Source organism: Kangiella sp. (assembly GCF_014762745.1).
GTDB lineage: Bacteria > Pseudomonadota > Gammaproteobacteria > Enterobacterales > Kangiellaceae > Kangiella.
Window position 1 is genome coordinate 17,504 of record NZ_JABURJ010000100.1, and the last position, 16,811, is coordinate 34,314.

At 44.2% G+C, this 16,811-nt stretch carries 16 protein-coding genes; 10 read left to right on the forward strand and 6 right to left on the reverse strand.

Features of this window, described 5'->3' with window-relative positions; translation table 11 throughout:
- Nucleotides 1-29: 29 nt before the first annotated feature.
- Both HUJ19_RS07545 and hda read left to right on the forward strand, forming a co-directional pair.
- A complete protein-coding gene (locus HUJ19_RS07545; RefSeq protein WP_290623106.1) occupies nucleotides 30-623 on the forward strand; it encodes a CDP-alcohol phosphatidyltransferase family protein in 594 nt (197 codons plus the stop codon).
- 17 nt (nucleotides 624-640) lie between these two features.
- Entirely contained in the window at nucleotides 641-1,330 is a 690-nt protein-coding gene (gene hda, locus HUJ19_RS07550; protein WP_290623107.1) for a DnaA regulatory inactivator Hda, read from the forward strand.
- A gap of 4 nt (nucleotides 1,331-1,334) precedes the next feature.
- Here the strand turns inward: hda and HUJ19_RS07555 are convergent, their stop codons facing one another.
- Entirely contained in the window at nucleotides 1,335-1,691 is a 357-nt protein-coding gene (locus HUJ19_RS07555; protein WP_290623108.1) for a carboxymuconolactone decarboxylase family protein, read from the reverse strand.
- A gap of 139 nt (nucleotides 1,692-1,830) precedes the next feature.
- On the opposite strand from HUJ19_RS07555, the gene HUJ19_RS07560 reads away from it, so the two are divergent.
- The 3 genes from HUJ19_RS07560 to HUJ19_RS07570 are packed head-to-tail and all read left to right on the forward strand — an operon-like array spanning nucleotide 1,831 to nucleotide 6,843.
- Entirely contained in the window at nucleotides 1,831-3,582 is a 1,752-nt protein-coding gene (locus tag HUJ19_RS07560; RefSeq protein ID WP_290623109.1) for a pentapeptide repeat-containing protein, read from the forward strand.
- A complete protein-coding gene (locus HUJ19_RS07565) occupies nucleotides 3,583-4,470 on the forward strand; it encodes a hypothetical protein (protein WP_290623110.1) in 888 nt (295 codons plus the stop codon).
- 21 nt (nucleotides 4,471-4,491) lie between these two features.
- Nucleotides 4,492-6,843, forward strand: coding sequence for an EAL domain-containing protein (locus HUJ19_RS07570; protein ID WP_290623111.1), 2,352 nt, complete (start codon nucleotides 4,492-4,494; stop codon nucleotides 6,841-6,843).
- A 67-nt stretch (nucleotides 6,844-6,910) separates the two neighbouring features.
- Here the strand turns inward: HUJ19_RS07570 and pckA are convergent, their stop codons facing one another.
- Together pckA and ispB are read right to left on the reverse strand one after the other, a co-directional pair.
- Complete coding sequence (gene pckA, locus HUJ19_RS07575) at nucleotides 6,911-8,512, reverse strand: phosphoenolpyruvate carboxykinase (ATP) (RefSeq protein WP_290623112.1); 1,602 nt, start codon at nucleotides 8,510-8,512, stop codon at nucleotides 6,911-6,913.
- A gap of 229 nt (nucleotides 8,513-8,741) precedes the next feature.
- Complete coding sequence (ispB, locus tag HUJ19_RS07580) at nucleotides 8,742-9,713, reverse strand: octaprenyl diphosphate synthase (RefSeq protein ID WP_367273987.1); 972 nt, start codon at nucleotides 9,711-9,713, stop codon at nucleotides 8,742-8,744.
- A gap of 281 nt (nucleotides 9,714-9,994) precedes the next feature.
- Here ispB and rplU point away from each other — a divergent pair, with 281 nt between their 5' ends.
- From rplU to cgtA, 3 genes are all read left to right on the forward strand, one after another.
- The gene (rplU, locus tag HUJ19_RS13040; RefSeq protein WP_367273985.1) at nucleotides 9,995-10,576 is read left to right on the forward strand and encodes a 50S ribosomal protein L21; all 582 of its coding nucleotides are present in this window, start codon (nucleotides 9,995-9,997) and stop codon (nucleotides 10,574-10,576) included.
- 3 nt (nucleotides 10,577-10,579) lie between these two features.
- Nucleotides 10,580-10,834: a 50S ribosomal protein L27 gene (gene rpmA / locus HUJ19_RS07590; protein ID WP_018625632.1), complete on the forward strand. Its 255-nt coding sequence runs from the start codon at nucleotides 10,580-10,582 to the stop codon at nucleotides 10,832-10,834.
- A 129-nt stretch (nucleotides 10,835-10,963) separates the two neighbouring features.
- A complete protein-coding gene (gene cgtA / locus HUJ19_RS07595) occupies nucleotides 10,964-12,226 on the forward strand; it encodes an Obg family GTPase CgtA (RefSeq protein ID WP_290623114.1) in 1,263 nt (420 codons plus the stop codon).
- 45 nt (nucleotides 12,227-12,271) lie between these two features.
- Here the strand turns inward: cgtA and HUJ19_RS07600 are convergent, their stop codons facing one another.
- Both HUJ19_RS07600 and HUJ19_RS07605 read right to left on the reverse strand, forming a co-directional pair.
- Complete coding sequence (locus tag HUJ19_RS07600; protein ID WP_290623115.1) at nucleotides 12,272-12,850, reverse strand: DsrE family protein; 579 nt, start codon at nucleotides 12,848-12,850, stop codon at nucleotides 12,272-12,274.
- A 116-nt stretch (nucleotides 12,851-12,966) separates the two neighbouring features.
- On the reverse strand, nucleotides 12,967-14,307 hold the full coding sequence (locus HUJ19_RS07605) for a DUF1329 domain-containing protein (RefSeq protein ID WP_290623116.1): 1,341 nt from the start codon (nucleotides 14,305-14,307) through the stop codon (nucleotides 12,967-12,969).
- Between the two features lie 262 nt (nucleotides 14,308-14,569).
- Here HUJ19_RS07605 and HUJ19_RS07610 point away from each other — a divergent pair, with 262 nt between their 5' ends.
- Complete coding sequence (locus HUJ19_RS07610; RefSeq protein WP_290623117.1) at nucleotides 14,570-15,013, forward strand: MarR family winged helix-turn-helix transcriptional regulator; 444 nt, start codon at nucleotides 14,570-14,572, stop codon at nucleotides 15,011-15,013.
- A 198-nt stretch (nucleotides 15,014-15,211) separates the two neighbouring features.
- Here the strand turns inward: HUJ19_RS07610 and rpsT are convergent, their stop codons facing one another.
- A complete protein-coding gene (gene rpsT, locus HUJ19_RS07615) occupies nucleotides 15,212-15,472 on the reverse strand; it encodes a 30S ribosomal protein S20 (protein ID WP_290623118.1) in 261 nt (86 codons plus the stop codon).
- A 203-nt stretch (nucleotides 15,473-15,675) separates the two neighbouring features.
- Between rpsT and murJ the strand changes: the two genes are divergently transcribed.
- Nucleotides 15,676-16,811, forward strand: a 1,136-nt coding sequence (gene murJ / locus HUJ19_RS07620; protein ID WP_290623119.1) for a murein biosynthesis integral membrane protein MurJ, incomplete at its 3' end; no start/stop codon positions are given.

A 16,811-nucleotide genomic window follows, 5' to 3' on the forward strand; every position in this document is an offset into this window, starting at 1 on the left:
AGAACTAAAGGGAAAACACTATAAAATTCATGAGCTTAAGTATACTGCCTAACATCATCACTATCATGCGGATTATTCTGATAATCCCTTTTGCTTATTATGTGATGGTAGAGCAGTATCCTCTTGCTCTGGTTATTTTTCTAATCGCTGGCTTATCCGATGGACTCGACGGCCTGCTCGCCAAGCGCTTTCGCTGGCAAAGTCGTTTTGGCTCCATCACCGACCCCCTGGCCGATAAGTTGCTTTTGCTGGTGGCTTTGTTGCTACTGGTTGTTAAAGGCCATATTTCCTGGACACTGTTCTGGGTATCTACTGCCAGAGATGTGATTATTGTTGGCGGTGCAACCAGTTATCACTATCTTGTCGGGCCTTATGAAATGCGCCCGTCTCTGATTTCTAAGTGGAACACGGCACTATTAATTCTGTTGGTGTTACTGGTGCTTTTAACGGTAGCCGAGTGGTCTGCGGTTCCTGAGATCTTATTGCAGGGGCTTGAAATTACCGTAATCCTGACCTGTATTATCAGTGGCTTACACTATATTTGGTTGGGTTTTGCCAATTACAAAACGGTGAAAAAACAAAACCAGTCATCGCCAGAGCTCAACGAGCCACCAGAAAAATAACAGACACATTCCAATCCATGCAGCAATTACCTCTCCATATCGAGCTTCATTCTGATGCAACCTTCGCAAACTTCGTGGTGGGTGAAAATCAGTTGTTGCTACAAAAACTTGAAGGGATCTGTCATGGAGACAGCGATTTTATCTATATCTATTCTGAGAAAGGTCATGGTCGCAGTCATTTATTGCAGGCGTTGACTCATGCATTCTCTGAGCAAAACCCTGATAAGTTAATCGCCTACCTGCCATTAGACAATAGTATGCTACAGCCCCAGATGCTGGATGGGCTGGTTGCTTTTGATTGTGTGTCTTTGGATGGGCTGGATGAGGTGATTGGCGATAGTCAGTGGCAAACAGCTATTTTCAATCTTTATAATCAGCTTAAAGAGCAGGGCAAAAGCCTGTTAATTACAGGGTTGGTTGCTCCTTCCCAGCTGGAAATTGAGCTACAGGATCTAAAATCCAGGCTATCCGCCATGTTTATCTACAACATCAAGCCGCTAAATGATGATGAAAAGAGAATCCTGTTGCAAAAGAAGGCAAAGGAGAGGGGGCTTGAGCTGGTTAGTGACGTTGCTCAGTATTTACTGGCTCGCCAGCAACGCGATCTGCCCACGTTGCTGGAGATACTGGATAAACTTGATCAGGCTTCGTTACAGGCTAAACGAAAACTCACGATCCCGTTTATTAAAGAAGTCCTTGATTTATAAACTTTTAATCCTTTGAATTTTCTTCAAACAAGAACTCAAGGCTCAGCTTGGCATGTCGCAGGTGTGGAATAACAATCGAACCGCCTACCAGCATGGCAACTCCCATAGCTTCATCCAACTCCTGCTTGTTCCAGCCCTGCTTGACGCACTGCTCCAGATGGTAATCAATACAGTCGTTACAGCGTAAAACCATGGATGCAACTAAACCTAAAAGCTCCTTGGTTCTGGAATCGAGAACACCTTCACCATACGCTGTTTTATCTAATCCAAAAAAGCGTTTGATAAGCAGGCTGTCAGTGTCCAAAGCCTTGGCATTGCCAAGCTCTCTTTTTTGGCGAAACTCTTCAAATGGATGGGTCATAATAATCCTCAAACGGGCAAAAGATCTTATTGTACCGACAGCCCGGTTTAGCTCAAGTAAAACTGCTGTTAGATGCTGTTTTATATAAAGTTTCTATGGTATAAATAGAGTGCTACGGCTTGGCTGAAGAGGAAAGCTCATGTCTCTGACATCAGAGGATAATAAAGAATTATTAAATATATTAATGCAAGGGGAAAAGGCCTGGAATCAATGGCGTAAGGAGAATCCAAAAACTCACGCTAATTTTGACGGCCAGGATCTTCGAGGCCTTGACCTGTCTGGTTGTGACCTTTCTGAGATGAGTTTTGTTGGTGCTAACCTCGCTTATTCAGACTTGCAAGGGGTTGCTCTTATAGCCAGCAATCTTACTGATGCCAATTTATGCTACTGCAACCTTACCGGTGCTAAACTCATTGCTGCGAATTTAAAGCAGGCCAATTTAAGTCACGCAAATTTACTTCACGCCAATTTATTAACCGCCATTTGTTTTCGAACCGATTTATCTAGTGTTGATTTACGCGACCATGATCTGCGTGGTCAGGATTTGCGTGAAGCCAACTTGAGCGGTGCTGATTTACGCAACCAAAACCTTGAAGGTTTGGATATGCAGGGGGCTAAGCTAATTGGCGCCAAGATGGAAAATGTTAATTTACGCGATACCAATTTAAATAAAGCCAATCTATCTGACGTGGACTTATCTAGCTGCCGGATTGAAGGGGTTACTTTAAAGGGTGCAAATTTAAGTAACGCAAATCTCTCGGGTCTGGATTTGTCAGGCTTTAACTTGAATGGTGTTAATTTCAAAGGCGCAGATCTAAGAAGCTCAAACTTATCCAAAGCCAATCTTGATAATGCAACTTTAAGCGCTGCCAAATTATGGCAGGTGCAAACCAATGGCTGGTCAATTCGTAACATTGATTGCAGCCATGCCAGTTGGGATCAGCGCGGTCGCGACTATACGCATTATGCCAAGAACCAATTTGAAAAACTGTTTGCCGACAAAATCACTTTTACACTGCGTTATCAACGGATGCTGTCCTATCAGGATCTGGCAACGTTACCATTTTTGATTGAGCATCTTGAAGCCAGTTACTGGGGCTGTAAATTACGTATTCGAGATATCCGCAATGAACCTGGCGATACGCGCGCGGTTATCGTGGTTGAAGATACCGGTGGCTTAAACCCAACAATGTTGGAAGCGAGCCTTCGACAGGAAGCTGAAAAGCTACAGTCCATTCAGATCAGTCTTCAATCCGAACGTAAGCTACAATTCGAAATTCGTGAATCATTACAGGCCATTAAAGATAAATACTGGCCTAAATTATTAGAGCTATCCGAAATTGACAGTGATGCCAAGACTCGACGTCTTGCAGTGCTGTTTACTGACCTTAAAGGTTTTTCCCATTGGACCGAAGAAGATCGTACTGAAAAACTGTCATTGTTTCGTGGCTTACTAAAACCCGTATTAAAGAAATGGCAGGCCAGTTATCCCAATATGGAAGGCGATTCGTTGCGGGCCACCTTCCAGAATGTTGAAAGTGCTTTGAGCTGCGCAGCTATGATCCAGAAAGTATTGGCTGGGGCAGGCTTTGCATTGCGTATCGGTTTGGATATTGGCGAAGTGAAAATTACCCATAACGAAATCACTGAGCAACTGGATATCGAGGGCGATGCCATCAACTTTGCGGCACGTCTTGAATCAATGGCTGAGCCTGGTGAAGTTTTGGTATCCGAAAATGTCAGGCATTATGCTATTCAGGCTGATTCTGCTTTTACTTTCAAAGAGCAGCGGCTAGCGCTTAAAAAAGCGGTTGGTGATAAGCAGGCGGGCGATAAAATCGTTTGCTATGCAGCGCAACCACTGGCCTTTGTTCAACCACCGGAGTCATAAATGACATTTACGTCAAGGTCGGTATTTTTATTAACAGCAGTTTTATTTTTTTCAGCAAGCGCTTTCGCAGAAGAAGAAACTCCTTCCATTCCCTCTACAGACATCAGCATTATTCCAATAAAAGCTCAGGGGAAACTTACCAAGGTTGATGCCGGCAATGCTCTTAATGCGTTGCATTATGATGGTTATGACAATCAGCCTCACTTTTCAGTAGATGGCAAGCACCTCTATTTCACCCGAATGCTCGACGAGCAAACCGATATTTTTGTCTACCGGTTTGATGATGAGCAGTTAGTCAATATCACCAACAGTGAAGATATCAGTGAATATTCGCCTACCGTTTACAATTCCACTAGCCTAAGCGTGATTGGGGTTAACCCAGAAGGTCAGCAACATTTGCGCTTAGTTAGCTTAGTCGAGGGTTCACAAAAAGTGCTGAACCCGGTCATTGAGCCAGTTGGCTATCATGCATGGCTAAATCCTGAATTGGCTGCTGTTTTTGTACTTGGTGATGTCATGACTTTGCAATTATTTGGTCTTGAGTCAGAGGGCGCAGCAGAACCCTTGGTCGACAACATTGGACGTTGTTTGCAGACAGTCACAGAAAATACGGTAAGTTTTACTCAGTTGGTTGATGGAATGCATCAGGTATTCATGGTGGATAACCACGGAAACATCAAGCCAACCGGAATAGTGCTCCCTGAAGGCGTACAAGACTATGTCTGGCTTGATGTAGAAGGGGTGTTGGTTGGTCAAAACAGTCAACTATGGTATATAAGTAGTACTGATAAAACACAGGTTGCTGATTTAAAGCGACTTGGAATCAATAATATCACCAGGCTTGCAATACAGAACAATGAACAAAAACTAGCAATAGTCCACGAGTAAACTCTCTAGGAGCAGTCTTACATGACACGAAAGGCGAAGCCATTACCTTTTCTGGTAAAGAACCTGATCGCAATCGGGATTATTGTCTTGCTGGGCTTTGCTTTTCTGTTTTTGGCCAGTCGCTGGTTAGAATCTACCGAGCATCAATACGCCGAGGAGCGTTTCAGTGACGTTTCTATGCGCTACTTATTGAGAGTCACAAGTGATGTCGAACGTTTTATTGATGATGTTGACCAGCTAGCAACTTTCTTTTCCCTTTCAGAAAAAGTCACCCGTTTCGAGTTTGAGCATTTTGCGATGAGCAATCTGGTCAAGCATGGTGGGGTGCAGGCTTTTGAGTATGTACAAGTCGTTAAGCATGATGACTTGGATGCATTTGTTGAAATGGCTCGTCAGGAATACCCCGATTACAGCCTAACGGAAAAAGATACGGATGGTAGCTTAATTCCATTGGCTCGCAATAGAGAAGTGTATTTCCCCATTCTTTACGCATTTCCTTATGAAGAAAATAAAGACGTTTTAGGCTATGACGCATACAGGTCTGAGCCAAGACAGGAAGCGCTAGAACGCTCGATAGCAACCAACAATACTACCGTGAGCCCACGAATGGAGCTACACCAGCACCCTGGAAAATCAGCCGCTTTAGTATTTTCACCAGCGTTCCAATACAAGAAAGATGGCAATGTCTTTCGTGTGATGGGCTTTGCTGAAGGCGTATTTGTGCTCGAAGATCTGATTCAGGAAAGCTCTGAGGAATTAGCCCGGTTTGGTTTAACGTTGGTGATAACGGATGTTACCGATGGTGAAGAGGTTTTATTGTTGGAGCATCACTCACGAGGTGAGCAGCAGATCGATCAGGAAAACTTCTTTAGTATCGACAAAACGTTCAGCTTTGGTGGCCGTGACTGGAATATGGCGATTACCGGTAACGTTGAAGAGTTTTATCTGCCTTTGTCCAATGCGCGCTATTCTTTAATTTTAGTCGTGGTCTTGCTCGCCATCCTGTTGTGCTACTTTATGTATCTGGTGTTTGTTCTTTATCGTAACAACCAGGTGCTGATGGAAAGCAAGGGACAGCTTCGCAAGAATATCAATGAGCTAGAGTCCAGCCGCAATCAGTTGGTCTATCAGGCTAATCATGACTTCCTGACCGATTTGGAAAATCGTTTCGCATTAGATAAGTTCTTAAATAAATTGATTCAGAACAAAGCAGGAAACAAGCACGTCGCCTGTTTATTGGACATTGATAAATTTAATCTGGTTAATGATTCTTTTGGTCATGAAGCTGGTAACTTTGTCCTTAAGCAATTTGCCAAAGTCGTACAAACTAATATTCGCCCTCAGGATAAAGCCTATCGCTTAAGTGCCGACGAGTTTTTGGTGATTTTTGATAGCATGCCACTCGAATCAGCTTATCGGGTCATTAATAAGATTCTTGAAACCGTTCAGGATACGACTTTTGACTGGACTCAGATGCGAATTAATATTCATGCCAGCGCAGGTATGGCAAGCATTTCTTCGGATACGCAGGATGCCAGTGAAGTGCTTTCTGAACTTGCTTCCGCGCGAACGATTGCCAAGGAGAAGGGTGGTAACCGTATTCATGTATTTGATAAGAATGATCCGGAAAGTGTGCATTTCCATAACCAGGTGTTATGGGTAAACCGTATTAATAAAGCTCTTGACGAAGATCGCTTTGCATTACGAGTGCAGACGATTAAAAGCCTGGATAGCGGTGATGATTTAAAAGAAGTGCTGGTGGTAATGCTGGATGAGGAAGGCGGTATGATTCCTCCGATTGAGTTTATCCCTGCCGCAGAACGATTTAACCTAATGCCTAAAGTGGATCATTGGGTGGTTGATAGGGTTCTGGAATATCTGGAGGCCAACCCACAGGCCAGTGAGTTCCTGTGGTGTGTCAATCTTTCGGGCGTATCATTAAATAGCGAAGAATTCCGCAGCAGCTTAATCGAACAAATTTCAGAAAGTCAGGAGCTCGCCAAATATATTGTTTTTGAAATAACGGAAACTGCCGCAATCAATAATTATGAGCTGGTTAAGCAGTTTATTGATGATCTGAATGATTTCGGTTGTAAGTTTGCTTTGGATGATTTTGGCAGCGGCATGTCTTCCTATGGTTATCTTCGAAACATACCGGTGGACTTTATTAAGGTTGATGGTTCCTTTATCAAGCAAATTCTAGATAACGATTATGATCAAACCATTGTGAAAAGTATTTGTGAGATCAGTGTTCAGCTAGGTATAAAAACGATCGCAGAATTTGTAGAGAATGAACAGGTTCTGGATAAGATTAAAGAGATGGGCTTTGATTATGGGCAGGGCTATCACATAGATAAGCCAAAGCTTATTTAGCTTTTTAACAAAGCTGAGATATTAAAAAAGCCGCAATTAGCGGCTTTTTTAATGAGTAAATATCAACTTATAGTGTTGGGCCTGCTGATATCAATGCCTTAGCTTTGTCGTTATCTGCAAAACGGTTGAAGTTCTTGATGAACATTTCTGCCAGTTTCTTAGCTTTAACTTCCCAGTCGGCGGCTGAGGAATAAGTGTTCTGTGGATTAAGGATACTGGTATCAACGCCTTTTAATTCTGTTGGAATTGCCAGATTAAAGTAAGGTAAGTTTTCAAAAGAACTTTCTTCAATCGAACCATCCATAATCGCATCAATGATGCCACGAGTATCTTTAATTGAAATTCGTTTGCCAGTACCATTCCAACCTGTATTGACCAGGTAAACTTCAGCACCTGCATCTTGAATACGCTTTTCCAGTACTTCAGCGTACTGAGTTGGATGCAGTGACAGGAAAGCTTCTCCAAAGCAGGAAGAGAAGGTTGGTGTTGGTTCTGTAATACCACGTTCAGTACCTGCAAGTTTTGCTGTGAAACCTGACAGGAAATAGTACTGAGTTTGGTCTGGAGTTAACTTGGCAACCGGAGGCAATACACCGAAGGCGTCTGCGGTTAAGAAAACCACTTTCTGCGCGTGTCCAGCCATTGATACTGGTTTAACGATATTATCGATATGATAAATTGGGTATGAAACACGGGTGTTTTCTGTTTTGCTACCGTCATCAAAATCAATTTTACCGTTTTCATCGACTACAACATTTTCAAGCAGGGCATCACGACGAATGGCTCGATAAATGTCTGGCTCGTTTTCTTCTGATAGGTTGATGGTTTTTGCGTAACAGCCACCCTCAAAGTTAAATACACCGTTATCATCCCAGCCATGTTCATCATCACCAATCAAGGCGCGCTTAGGGTCTGTGGAAAGCGTTGTCTTACCGGTACCAGAAAGACCAAAGAAAATGGCAACATCTCCTTTTTCACCAACGTTGGCAGAGCAGTGCATTGACGCTATGCCTTTAAGCGGCAACAGGTAGTTCATCATTGAGAACATACCTTTCTTCATTTCACCGCCATACCAGGTGCCGCCAATTAACTGAATCTTCTCAGTCAGGTTGAAAGCAACAAAGTTCTCTGAGTTAAGGCCATGCTCCTGCCACTTAGGGTTGGTTGCCTTAGAGCCATTCATTACCACGAAATCTGGCTCAAAGCCTTCCAATTCTTCTTCAGTTGGACGAATAAACATGTTCTTAACGAAGTGTGCCTGCCAGGCAACCTGAGTGATAAAACGAACTTTAAGGCGAGTTGCTTCATCAGCACCACAGAAGGTATCAACCACAAACAGACGACTGTTTGATAATTGATTGGTTACAACCTGTTTAAGATCTGACCAGACTTCCGGAGAAATAGGCTTGTTATCGTTAACGCCATTTTTAGACCACCAGACTGTATCGCGGGTAGTGTCATCCATAACGATGTACTTATCTTTTGGCGAACGCCCTGTGAAAATACCGGTATCTACCGCAACTGCACCAGTGTCAGTGACCACGCCTTTTTCATAACCTTCGGCGCCGGGCTTGGTTTCTTCTTCAAATAGTAATTCGTAAGATGGGTTATAAACGATTTCTGAAACTGAGTGGATGCCATATTGGCTTAAATCAAGATTGCGAGACATTGGGTACTCCTCTTGGACAAAGGCTTCTCAAACCTTTGCAATGCAACTGTTAAGCTAAGCGGTTCGGGATGCTTAAAAATTGCGCGCTATTATCGCAGAAATTAAAAGGGCTTGCGAGAGGTAAAAGCCATCAATTGTCAATTTTTTTGCCAGTCATTGGCAATTCAAATTGATAAGCTCAATCATTGCCTTTTTATACCATTCGGGCAAGAGATATTAAGTCAGGGCTTTAGGAGTTTCGCTTCAAAGATAGCTTGGCAATATCGATCAGTGCTTGCTTGTATTGATTATCAGGCAATGGTTCCAGAGCTTCTATGGCCTTGGCAACCGCTTTTTCCGCAGACTGATAGGTATAGTCGATAGCACCAGTCTGCTGGATAACTTTAAGGATGGCATCCATATTATCCAGTCCGCCTTGCTCAATGGCCTGACGTATCATCTGAGCATCGCTTTCAGAAGCATGCTGCATGGCGTAAATCAGTGGCAGGGTCGGTTTGCCCTCAGCCAGATCATCACCGACATTTTTACCTAGTTCATCAGTATCGGCTGCGTAATCAAGCGCATCGTCAATTAGTTGGAACGCATTGCCGAGTTGCAATCCGTAATCCCGTAGGCCGTTTTCAATGTCACTGTTGGCTCCGGCCAGAATGGCGGCGAGTTGGGTTGCGGCAGCGAATAGAATGGCTGTTTTGCGTTCAATCACCTGATAATAAGAAGCCTCGTCCACATCAGGGTCGTTAACATTCATCAGTTGTAGCACTTCACCAGCTGCGACTTCGTTGGTTGTTTGCGACAAAACCTCCATCACACGCATTTCACCCACTTCAACCATCATCTGGAAGGAGCGACTGTAAAGGTAGTCACCAACCAGTACAGAAGCCTGATTACCAAACATGGCGTTGGCAGTCTGGCGACCACGGCGTAGATCGGATTCATCGACCACATCATCATGTAGTAGGGTTGCGGTATGGATAAGTTCAATGACTGCGGCCAGGTTGGAGTGGAACTTTCCTTGATAATTTAGGGACTTAGCAGCAAGAAGTAGCAACATGGGACGAAGCCTTTTGCCGCCAGCCGCAACAATATAATGACCGACCTGATTTACCAGAACCACGTCTGATTGCAGTCTATCTAGAATGATTTGGTTGGTAGCATCAAAGTCATCTGCAACCAGTGCTCGGATTTGGTCTAGGGTCATCATATTTTCAATAAAGCGTTTGTATTCTGTAGGAAAATCAATAAAATGCACCGCAATCCTAGTGAGGCAGGGCGTTTCGGTCAAGTGTTATCGACGTTTTTTCAAACCACAGGCCAATGCTAGGGCTAAAGATGTGAATAAAGAGTAAAAAAGCCTGATTTTATCGGCTTTTCGCTTGCTTCAAGGCGTGCTTTGGCTTACAATTCGCGCCCTTAAATCGTAATCGCATTACATATTAACCTTGTCGTTGAGATATACGAGAGGGTCATAACTGGAGAATAAATATGTACGCAGTAATCAAAAGTGGTGGCAAACAGCACCGCGTAAAAGAAGGCCAAGTTGTTCGCTTGGAGAAAATCGAAGCGGAAACTGGTGCTAACATCGACTTCAGCGAAGTACTGATGGTAGCAGACGGCGAAAATATTCAACTTGGTACGCCTCTTGTAGAAGGTGCTGTAGTATCAGCAGAAGTTGTTGATCACGGTCGCGCTAAGAAAGTAAACATTCTTAAGTTCAAGCGTCGTAAACACCACATGAAGCGTCAAGGCCACCGTCAGTGGTACACTGAAGTTAAAATTAACGGTATTGCTCTTGATGGTGCTAAGCCAGCTGCTAAAAAAGCAACTGCAAAGAAAGCGCCTGCAAAGAAAGCCGCTAAAACTGAAGGTGACGACTTAACTAAACTTTCAGGTGTAGGTCCGGTTATCGTTGGTAAACTAAACGATGCTGGTATCACTACATTTAAGCAAATCGCCGAATGGACAGCAGAAGATGTTGCTAAATTCGACGAGCAATTGAACTTTAAAGGCCGCATCGAACGCGAAGGTTGGATCGAGCAGGCTAAAGAATTATTGAAAGGAGAGTAAACGATGGCTCACAAGAAAGCTGGTGGTAGTACTCGTAACGGCCGCGATTCCGAAAGTAAACGCCTTGGTGTTAAGCGCTTTGGCGGTGAAGAGGTAAGCGCGGGTAGCATTATTGTTCGTCAACGTGGTACTCGTTTCCACGCTGGTAACGGTGTTGGTATCGGTCGCGACCACACTTTGTTCGCAAAGGTTGACGGCAAAGTGAAATTCGAAGTTAAAGGTAAAAACAACCGTAAGTTTGTTTCTATCGACGCTTAATCGAATCAGATGAAGAAAAAGCCTCAGCCATCGCTGGGGCTTTTTTTTGCAAGCGACAATTTTAGGATTATCGCTTTAACGATATGATAGACAGTTGGTCTAACAAGGTAACAGTGGCAGAATAGCGCTATGAAATTTGTTGATGAAGTATCCATAAAGGTGAAAGCAGGCGATGGCGGCAACGGCATTGTCAGTTTTCGTCGTGAAAAATACGTTGCACGAGGCGGCCCGGATGGTGGCGATGGTGGCAACGGCGGTAGCGTCTATATTGTTGCTGATGCCGAGCTTAATACCTTGGTTGATTATCGCTTCGTGCGCTTTTATGAAGCTACACGTGGTGAGAATGGGCAGGGACGCAATAAAACAGGAAGTAAGGGTGAAGACCTTTATCTAAAAGCACCTGTTGGAACTCAGATCACTGATCGTGAAACCGGTGAAATAGTAGGAGATCTGGTGCGAGATGGGCAGAAGGTATTGGTTGCTAAAGGCGGTTTCCACGGCCTTGGTAATACTCGTTTCAAAAGCTCGGTTAATCGTGCACCACGTAAAGCGACGCACGGAACCCCCGGCGAATTCCGCGAGTTGCGCCTAGAACTTAAGGTTTTAGCTGATGTGGGACTGCTTGGGTTACCGAATGCCGGTAAATCGACTTTCATCAGAGCCGTGTCATCGGCTAAACCGAAAGTTGCCGATTATCCATTTACTACTCTGGTGCCAAATCTTGGTGTGGTCCGTGTGGATGCCGAGTCCAGTTTTGTGGTCGCTGATATCCCTGGTGTGATTGAAGGGGCTGCTGAAGGTGCAGGTTTAGGAATTCGTTTCCTGCGTCATCTTGCTCGCACAAGGATTTTGTTGCATATCGTAGACCTGTTGCCATTTGACGAGTCCGATCCAGTGGAAAACTTCAATGGCATTATGAACGAGCTCTATAAGTACAGCGAAAGCAAAGACATTTCTTTAAAAGATAAGCCAGTATGGTTAGTGTTTAACAAAACCGACCTGCTTCAAGAAGAGGAAGTGGAAGCCAAGATTGCTGATATGCTGGAGCGACTCGACTGGGATGGCCCCGTGTATCGCATGTCAGCCATTCAGAAGGAAGGTACTCGTAAAATCTGTAATGACATCATGGATTATTTGATTGAACATCCTAAAATTCGTGAGTATGAAGCAGAAACTCAGGCGCAGGAGTTCAACTGGCCAAAGCCTGGAGCCATTGATGAAGTACCTGAAGAAGCCTGGGACGATCTGGATGATGACTGGGATGACGAGGACTGGGAAGATGATGAGGATGTTGGTGACGATTCTGGTGAAGCTCCTGAACAAGATGAGCTGGAGCTCGAGGATTCGGATGAAGAAACGGACGGCGATGACAAGAGCAAAAATGAGTCTTAGCCATCACCACTGTAAAAAGTAAGCGAGCCATGTGCTCGCTTTTTTTTAAAACGGAATTAAGTGATATCCCTCTTCCTGTAGCAATACCGCCATGGTCATGGCTGATAAAGACAGTTTTACATCAGCGGACAGTTCACTTTTTTTGATGTCATAGAATGCAGCTGATTGGCCACAGATATAAAACTCCACCCCTTTATCGGCTAATTGCTCAATCAGCTCCGTATTAGGGTTTTGGTGGCCATGCCGCTTTGCGTACGCCTCGTCATTAAGAACATCCTTAGTTGCGGCACCGTGCAGTACAACTGCTACTTTCATATTTTCCAATGCCACGCCATTTCGTGCGTGCATATTCAGGAATCTGGCCACTGATTCAATTTTACGATTATATTGATTTGGTTTTTTATTGCTTTCGCTAATATCGAACAGCGCTTTATAGACAAAGTTCTGTGGTAGTTCAACGTCAGCCTGTTCGATCTTTGAGGTCGGGCCATAGGCTTGCAGAATCGGCCCCATTTTAATATCACTTTTCGTGGCTGAGCCTGTCTCGTTAACATTGTCGCCATAAGATATTGGTGACACTAGTGCCAGAGCAGTACTGAATATAACTAAGCTGATGAGTTTCATAGTTACCTTAACTCCATTTCATTATGTGCCCAGTATAACAAGGTTCAAAATGTACGGGCAAAAAAAAGCCACTCTTGCGAGTGGCTGCAACACAGGGGGTTGTGCTAAATCGTAATTTATCGGCCCTCACGTCTAAGGGCAGAGGCTGTAAATCCGCTATAGGTAAGCTCGCTGGCAAAGTCGTACATACGCTCATTGTTATCCAGACCGAAGGCAATGTAGCGCTTGGCTTTAAGATCGTGCAGCACATCTAAAGTGCTCCACAGAACCGGTACTTCGTAATAGTTGATGGCGTGAGCTTCACCGACGCGCCATAACTGGCCATTCTCATCGTAATGGTCAACCAATAGTGCCTGCCAGCTGTCTTCATCAAGGTAGAAGGTGCGACGGCTATAAATGTTGGTTTCTGTGTCTTTGAGCGTTGCTTCAACCACCCAGACACGGTGCAACTCATAGCGTGCATAATCCTGATTGATATGACCGGGACGGATGATGTCATCATAGTTCAGCTGCTCACTATGAAGCTGGTAGGCGTTATAAGGTACATACATTTCCTTCTTGCCTTTCAATTCCCAGTTGTACTTATCCGGCGAACCACTGTACATATCGAAGTTATCTACCGTTGAAAGGCCATCTGAGGCTAGTGCCGGAGCATCATAAGCTACGGTAGGAGTACGTGATGCACGGCGACGACCAGGGTCATAGCGCCAGGCACGGCGAGGATCTTCCACCTGGTTAGAAGTTTCGTGGACTAGTAGTACCTGTCCGGCCAGATTAGATGGGGCAGTGATGCGTTGCTTATATAGGAACAGAAGGTTGTCTTTTTCAGGGTTTTCCTGCGCGTAATACTGCAGTGACTCCTGTTCAAACTTAACCGGTGTATAGCTGCCATCCACCTGTGGAGTAACCTGAATATATTCTCGGGTAATAAATTCACCACGATAGCGTGTCAAGTGATTCCAGATGGCTTCAAGACCGTTGTTAGGGATTGGGAAAGGAGCTCCCACCTTAGCGTTAACCAGGCCTGCACCATCTTGCGTTAACTCGGCACGGGTTGAATTCTGAATGCTGTAGTCATACACCTTCTTCGGGAATGACGCTGTTCTGTGGGTCGGATAGACCTTGATTTGATAATCAGGATATTGATTAATCATGGCAATCTGACCGGCAGACAGCTTGTCTTTGTGCTGGTTAACATTGCTCTGGTTGATGACCAGTACTGGCTTTTCATCGGCAAAAGGATCTTTATGATGTTCGCCTGGAACATAGTCTTGTGGAGCCTGCTGAATACCACCAGTCCAGGCAGGGATAGTGCCATCAGCATTGCCTGCTAACTGAGCGCCTAGAGGAGTCAGAGTGTTGCCAAGTTGTTGTGCTTGTTCGGGAGCGACCTTGGCCTGGGATACCGCGGTAAATAGCAAGGTAATTAATGCGGAAGAGATAAAGACCTTTTTCATGAATATGCCTCAAAAAGGATCTGGAAAATGTGGCGGCGATTTTACTGATCCGACCAATAAAGTCAATGACTGGTCGTACCTCATAGAATAAACTAATCAAGCCTATTCTAAGCACTTGAAATAAAAGCATTAGAGTTAGTGAATATAATCGAGTGATAGTTAGCGGCTATCTATATCAAAAGCTGATCTGAGTAAATACTTGCAAAAGATAATAACAAGGCATATCTTTAACTTAAGTTAATATTTAAGTGAAAGTAACTAAATGACAGATGTGGAAAAAGAGATAATACCTATAGCCGAAAGGCTGCTTAGCCTGGCAAATCATTTATCTGGAGACAGTAGAAAAAATAGCCTGAAAAGTGGCTTAACCGCGGAAAGACTTTCTATTCTGGCTATCCTGGCCGGTAGCGGGCCACAGACCATCAATAAACTGGCTGAAATGGAACAGGTTTCTGCGCCGGCCATTACCCGGACTGTGAAAAGTCTTGAGAAACAGGGTTATGTGATCAAGTCACGCTCAAAGACAGACCAGCGAGTAGTCTACGTTGCGCCAACCCGCAAAAGCCAACAGTTGCTGGACCAAGCGCATCGTGAAAAGCAGGGGGCTATTGAGAATTTGTTACAGGGAGTTAGTCCATCTGATCTTCAAGTACTGCAAAAGGCTATGGCCATTCTAGAAAAACAGATAATCAAAAATATGAAGTAAACAGCTGTTTGGATGAAAATAAGACTGCGTAAGAAGCTCTCTTAAGAGAAAGCAGGAGAACGCATAGGGTAAGCTAAAACTTAACCTAGGTTAATTAAGGGCAAACAAAAAAGCTGCTTCTCATAAGAGAGGCAGCTTTTATAATTCTTACTGTCGAGCTACTGGCTATTAAATGGAATTAACCAGTCAACCAAGCAATTAAAGAGCTTGGATACGCGCAGTTAAACGGCTCTTATGACGAGCAGCTTTATTTTTGTGGATAATGCCTTTGTTTGCGGCTTTATCAATCACTGGTACAGCGCGCTCAAATGCAGCTTGTGCATCAGCTTTGTTGCCTGCATCAATAGCATAAACAACTTTCTTAATGTAGCTGCGCAACATAGAGCGGCGGCTAGCGTTGTGCTGGCGACGAGCTTCAGCTTGACGAGCACGTTTTTTGGCAGATTTAATGTTAGCCAAGGTGAACTCCTAACAACAAAATAGTTAATTCAAAATTTAAGGTCGCGAAATATACCGCCTTTGCACGTCCTTATCAAGTAAAAACCACTAAAAACGGCAAATTCTGGCAATTTTAGGGCTTTTAAAGCGATTCTCTGGTCGCAGGTCGAATTATCCCTTAAACTTGCGCCAATTTCTATAACAAACAATAGGCTAGGGAGCCGATGGGTAGTTTACTGAAATCCAGTACCATCGTCAGTTTTTGGACCATGATTTCGCGGGTTATGGGTTTGGTGCGCGATGTGGTTCTGGCAAATCTATTGGGCGCTACTTTTCAGGCGGACGTCTTTCTGGTGGCGCAAAAAATCCCCAATTTCCTACGCCGTTTATTTGGCGAAGGGGCTTTTGCTACAGCCTTTGTCCCCGTATTTTCTGAGTACTATTCAAACCGAACCCAAAAAGAAACCGTTCAATTATTAAGTAAGGTATCAGGCACTTTAGGTGGTGTATTAGCCATTGTCACCATAGTTGGTGTGCTTGGCTCCCAGGGGTTGATTGCCATCTTTGGTATCGGCTTTCTTGATGAGCCGGAAAAATTTAACCTGGCCAGTGATCTGCTAAAAATCACATTTCCCTATATTTTCTTCATTTCACTGGTGGCAATGTACAGTTCGGTGCTGAACACACTGAATAAATTCGCTGTTCCGGCTTTCGCACCCATTCTGCTGAATCTCTCAATTATTGCCGCTGCCATTGTCTTTGCACCAACCATGGAAGAGCCAACGGTGGCGCTGGCCTGGGCCATATTTATTGCCGGAGCCCTACAGTTGTTTCTACATTTTCCATTTTTATGGAAAGCGGGCTACCTGCCTAAACCTCAATGGGCCTGGAAAGATAGTGGTGTACAACGGATTATCAAACTGATGATCCCGGTGATTTTTGGTGCCTCAGTCAGTCAAATCAACCTGTTGATTGATACACAAATCGCCTCTTTATTGGTTGAAGGCAGCATTTCCTGGCTGTATTACTCAGACCGTCTGCTTGAGTTTCCATTAGGTATCTTCGGTATTGCCATTGCTACAGTTTTGTTGCCGACTTTATCCAAGTTCTTTTCTAAGAAAGACATGCAGCATTATTCCGGTACGCTCGATTGGGGGCTGCGGATGGTGCTGATGATAGGCATTCCAGCGGCTATTGGTCTGTTCTGGCTAGCTGAACCAATCATGATTACCGTCTTCCAGCATGGTGCCTTTACCGAGTACGACTCCTTTAAAGCAGGCCAGAGTTTACAGGCTTATTCGTCAGGTTTGATAGCCTTTATGATGGTTAAGGTGTTTCTAACTGGCTTCTATTCTCGTCA

What these genes read in the sequence shown, in the direction of transcription:
- HUJ19_RS07545 (WP_290623106.1), top strand. Translation starts at nt 30, where the DNA reads ATGAGCTTAAGTATACTGCCTAACATCATCACTATCATGCGGATTATT.
- hda (WP_290623107.1), top strand. Translation starts at nt 641, where the DNA reads ATGCAGCAATTACCTCTCCATATCGAGCTTCATTCTGATGCAACCTTC.
- HUJ19_RS07555 (WP_290623108.1), bottom strand. Translation starts at nt 1,691, where the DNA reads ATGACCCATCCATTTGAAGAGTTTCGCCAAAAAAGAGAGCTTGGCAAT.
- HUJ19_RS07560 (WP_290623109.1), top strand. Translation starts at nt 1,831, where the DNA reads ATGTCTCTGACATCAGAGGATAATAAAGAATTATTAAATATATTAATG.
- HUJ19_RS07565 (WP_290623110.1), top strand. Translation starts at nt 3,583, where the DNA reads ATGACATTTACGTCAAGGTCGGTATTTTTATTAACAGCAGTTTTATTT.
- HUJ19_RS07570 (WP_290623111.1), top strand. Translation starts at nt 4,492, where the DNA reads ATGACACGAAAGGCGAAGCCATTACCTTTTCTGGTAAAGAACCTGATC.
- pckA (WP_290623112.1), bottom strand. Translation starts at nt 8,512, where the DNA reads ATGTCTCGCAATCTTGATTTAAGCCAATATGGCATCCACTCAGTTTCA.
- ispB (WP_367273987.1), bottom strand. Translation starts at nt 9,713, where the DNA reads ATGATGACCCTAGACCAAATCCGAGCACTGGTTGCAGATGACTTTGAT.
- rplU (WP_367273985.1), top strand. Translation starts at nt 9,995, where the DNA reads ATGTACGCAGTAATCAAAAGTGGTGGCAAACAGCACCGCGTAAAAGAA.
- rpmA (WP_018625632.1), top strand. Translation starts at nt 10,580, where the DNA reads ATGGCTCACAAGAAAGCTGGTGGTAGTACTCGTAACGGCCGCGATTCC.
- cgtA (WP_290623114.1), top strand. Translation starts at nt 10,964, where the DNA reads ATGAAATTTGTTGATGAAGTATCCATAAAGGTGAAAGCAGGCGATGGC.
- HUJ19_RS07600 (WP_290623115.1), bottom strand. Translation starts at nt 12,850, where the DNA reads ATGAAACTCATCAGCTTAGTTATATTCAGTACTGCTCTGGCACTAGTG.
- HUJ19_RS07605 (WP_290623116.1), bottom strand. Translation starts at nt 14,307, where the DNA reads ATGAAAAAGGTCTTTATCTCTTCCGCATTAATTACCTTGCTATTTACC.
- HUJ19_RS07610 (WP_290623117.1), top strand. Translation starts at nt 14,570, where the DNA reads ATGACAGATGTGGAAAAAGAGATAATACCTATAGCCGAAAGGCTGCTT.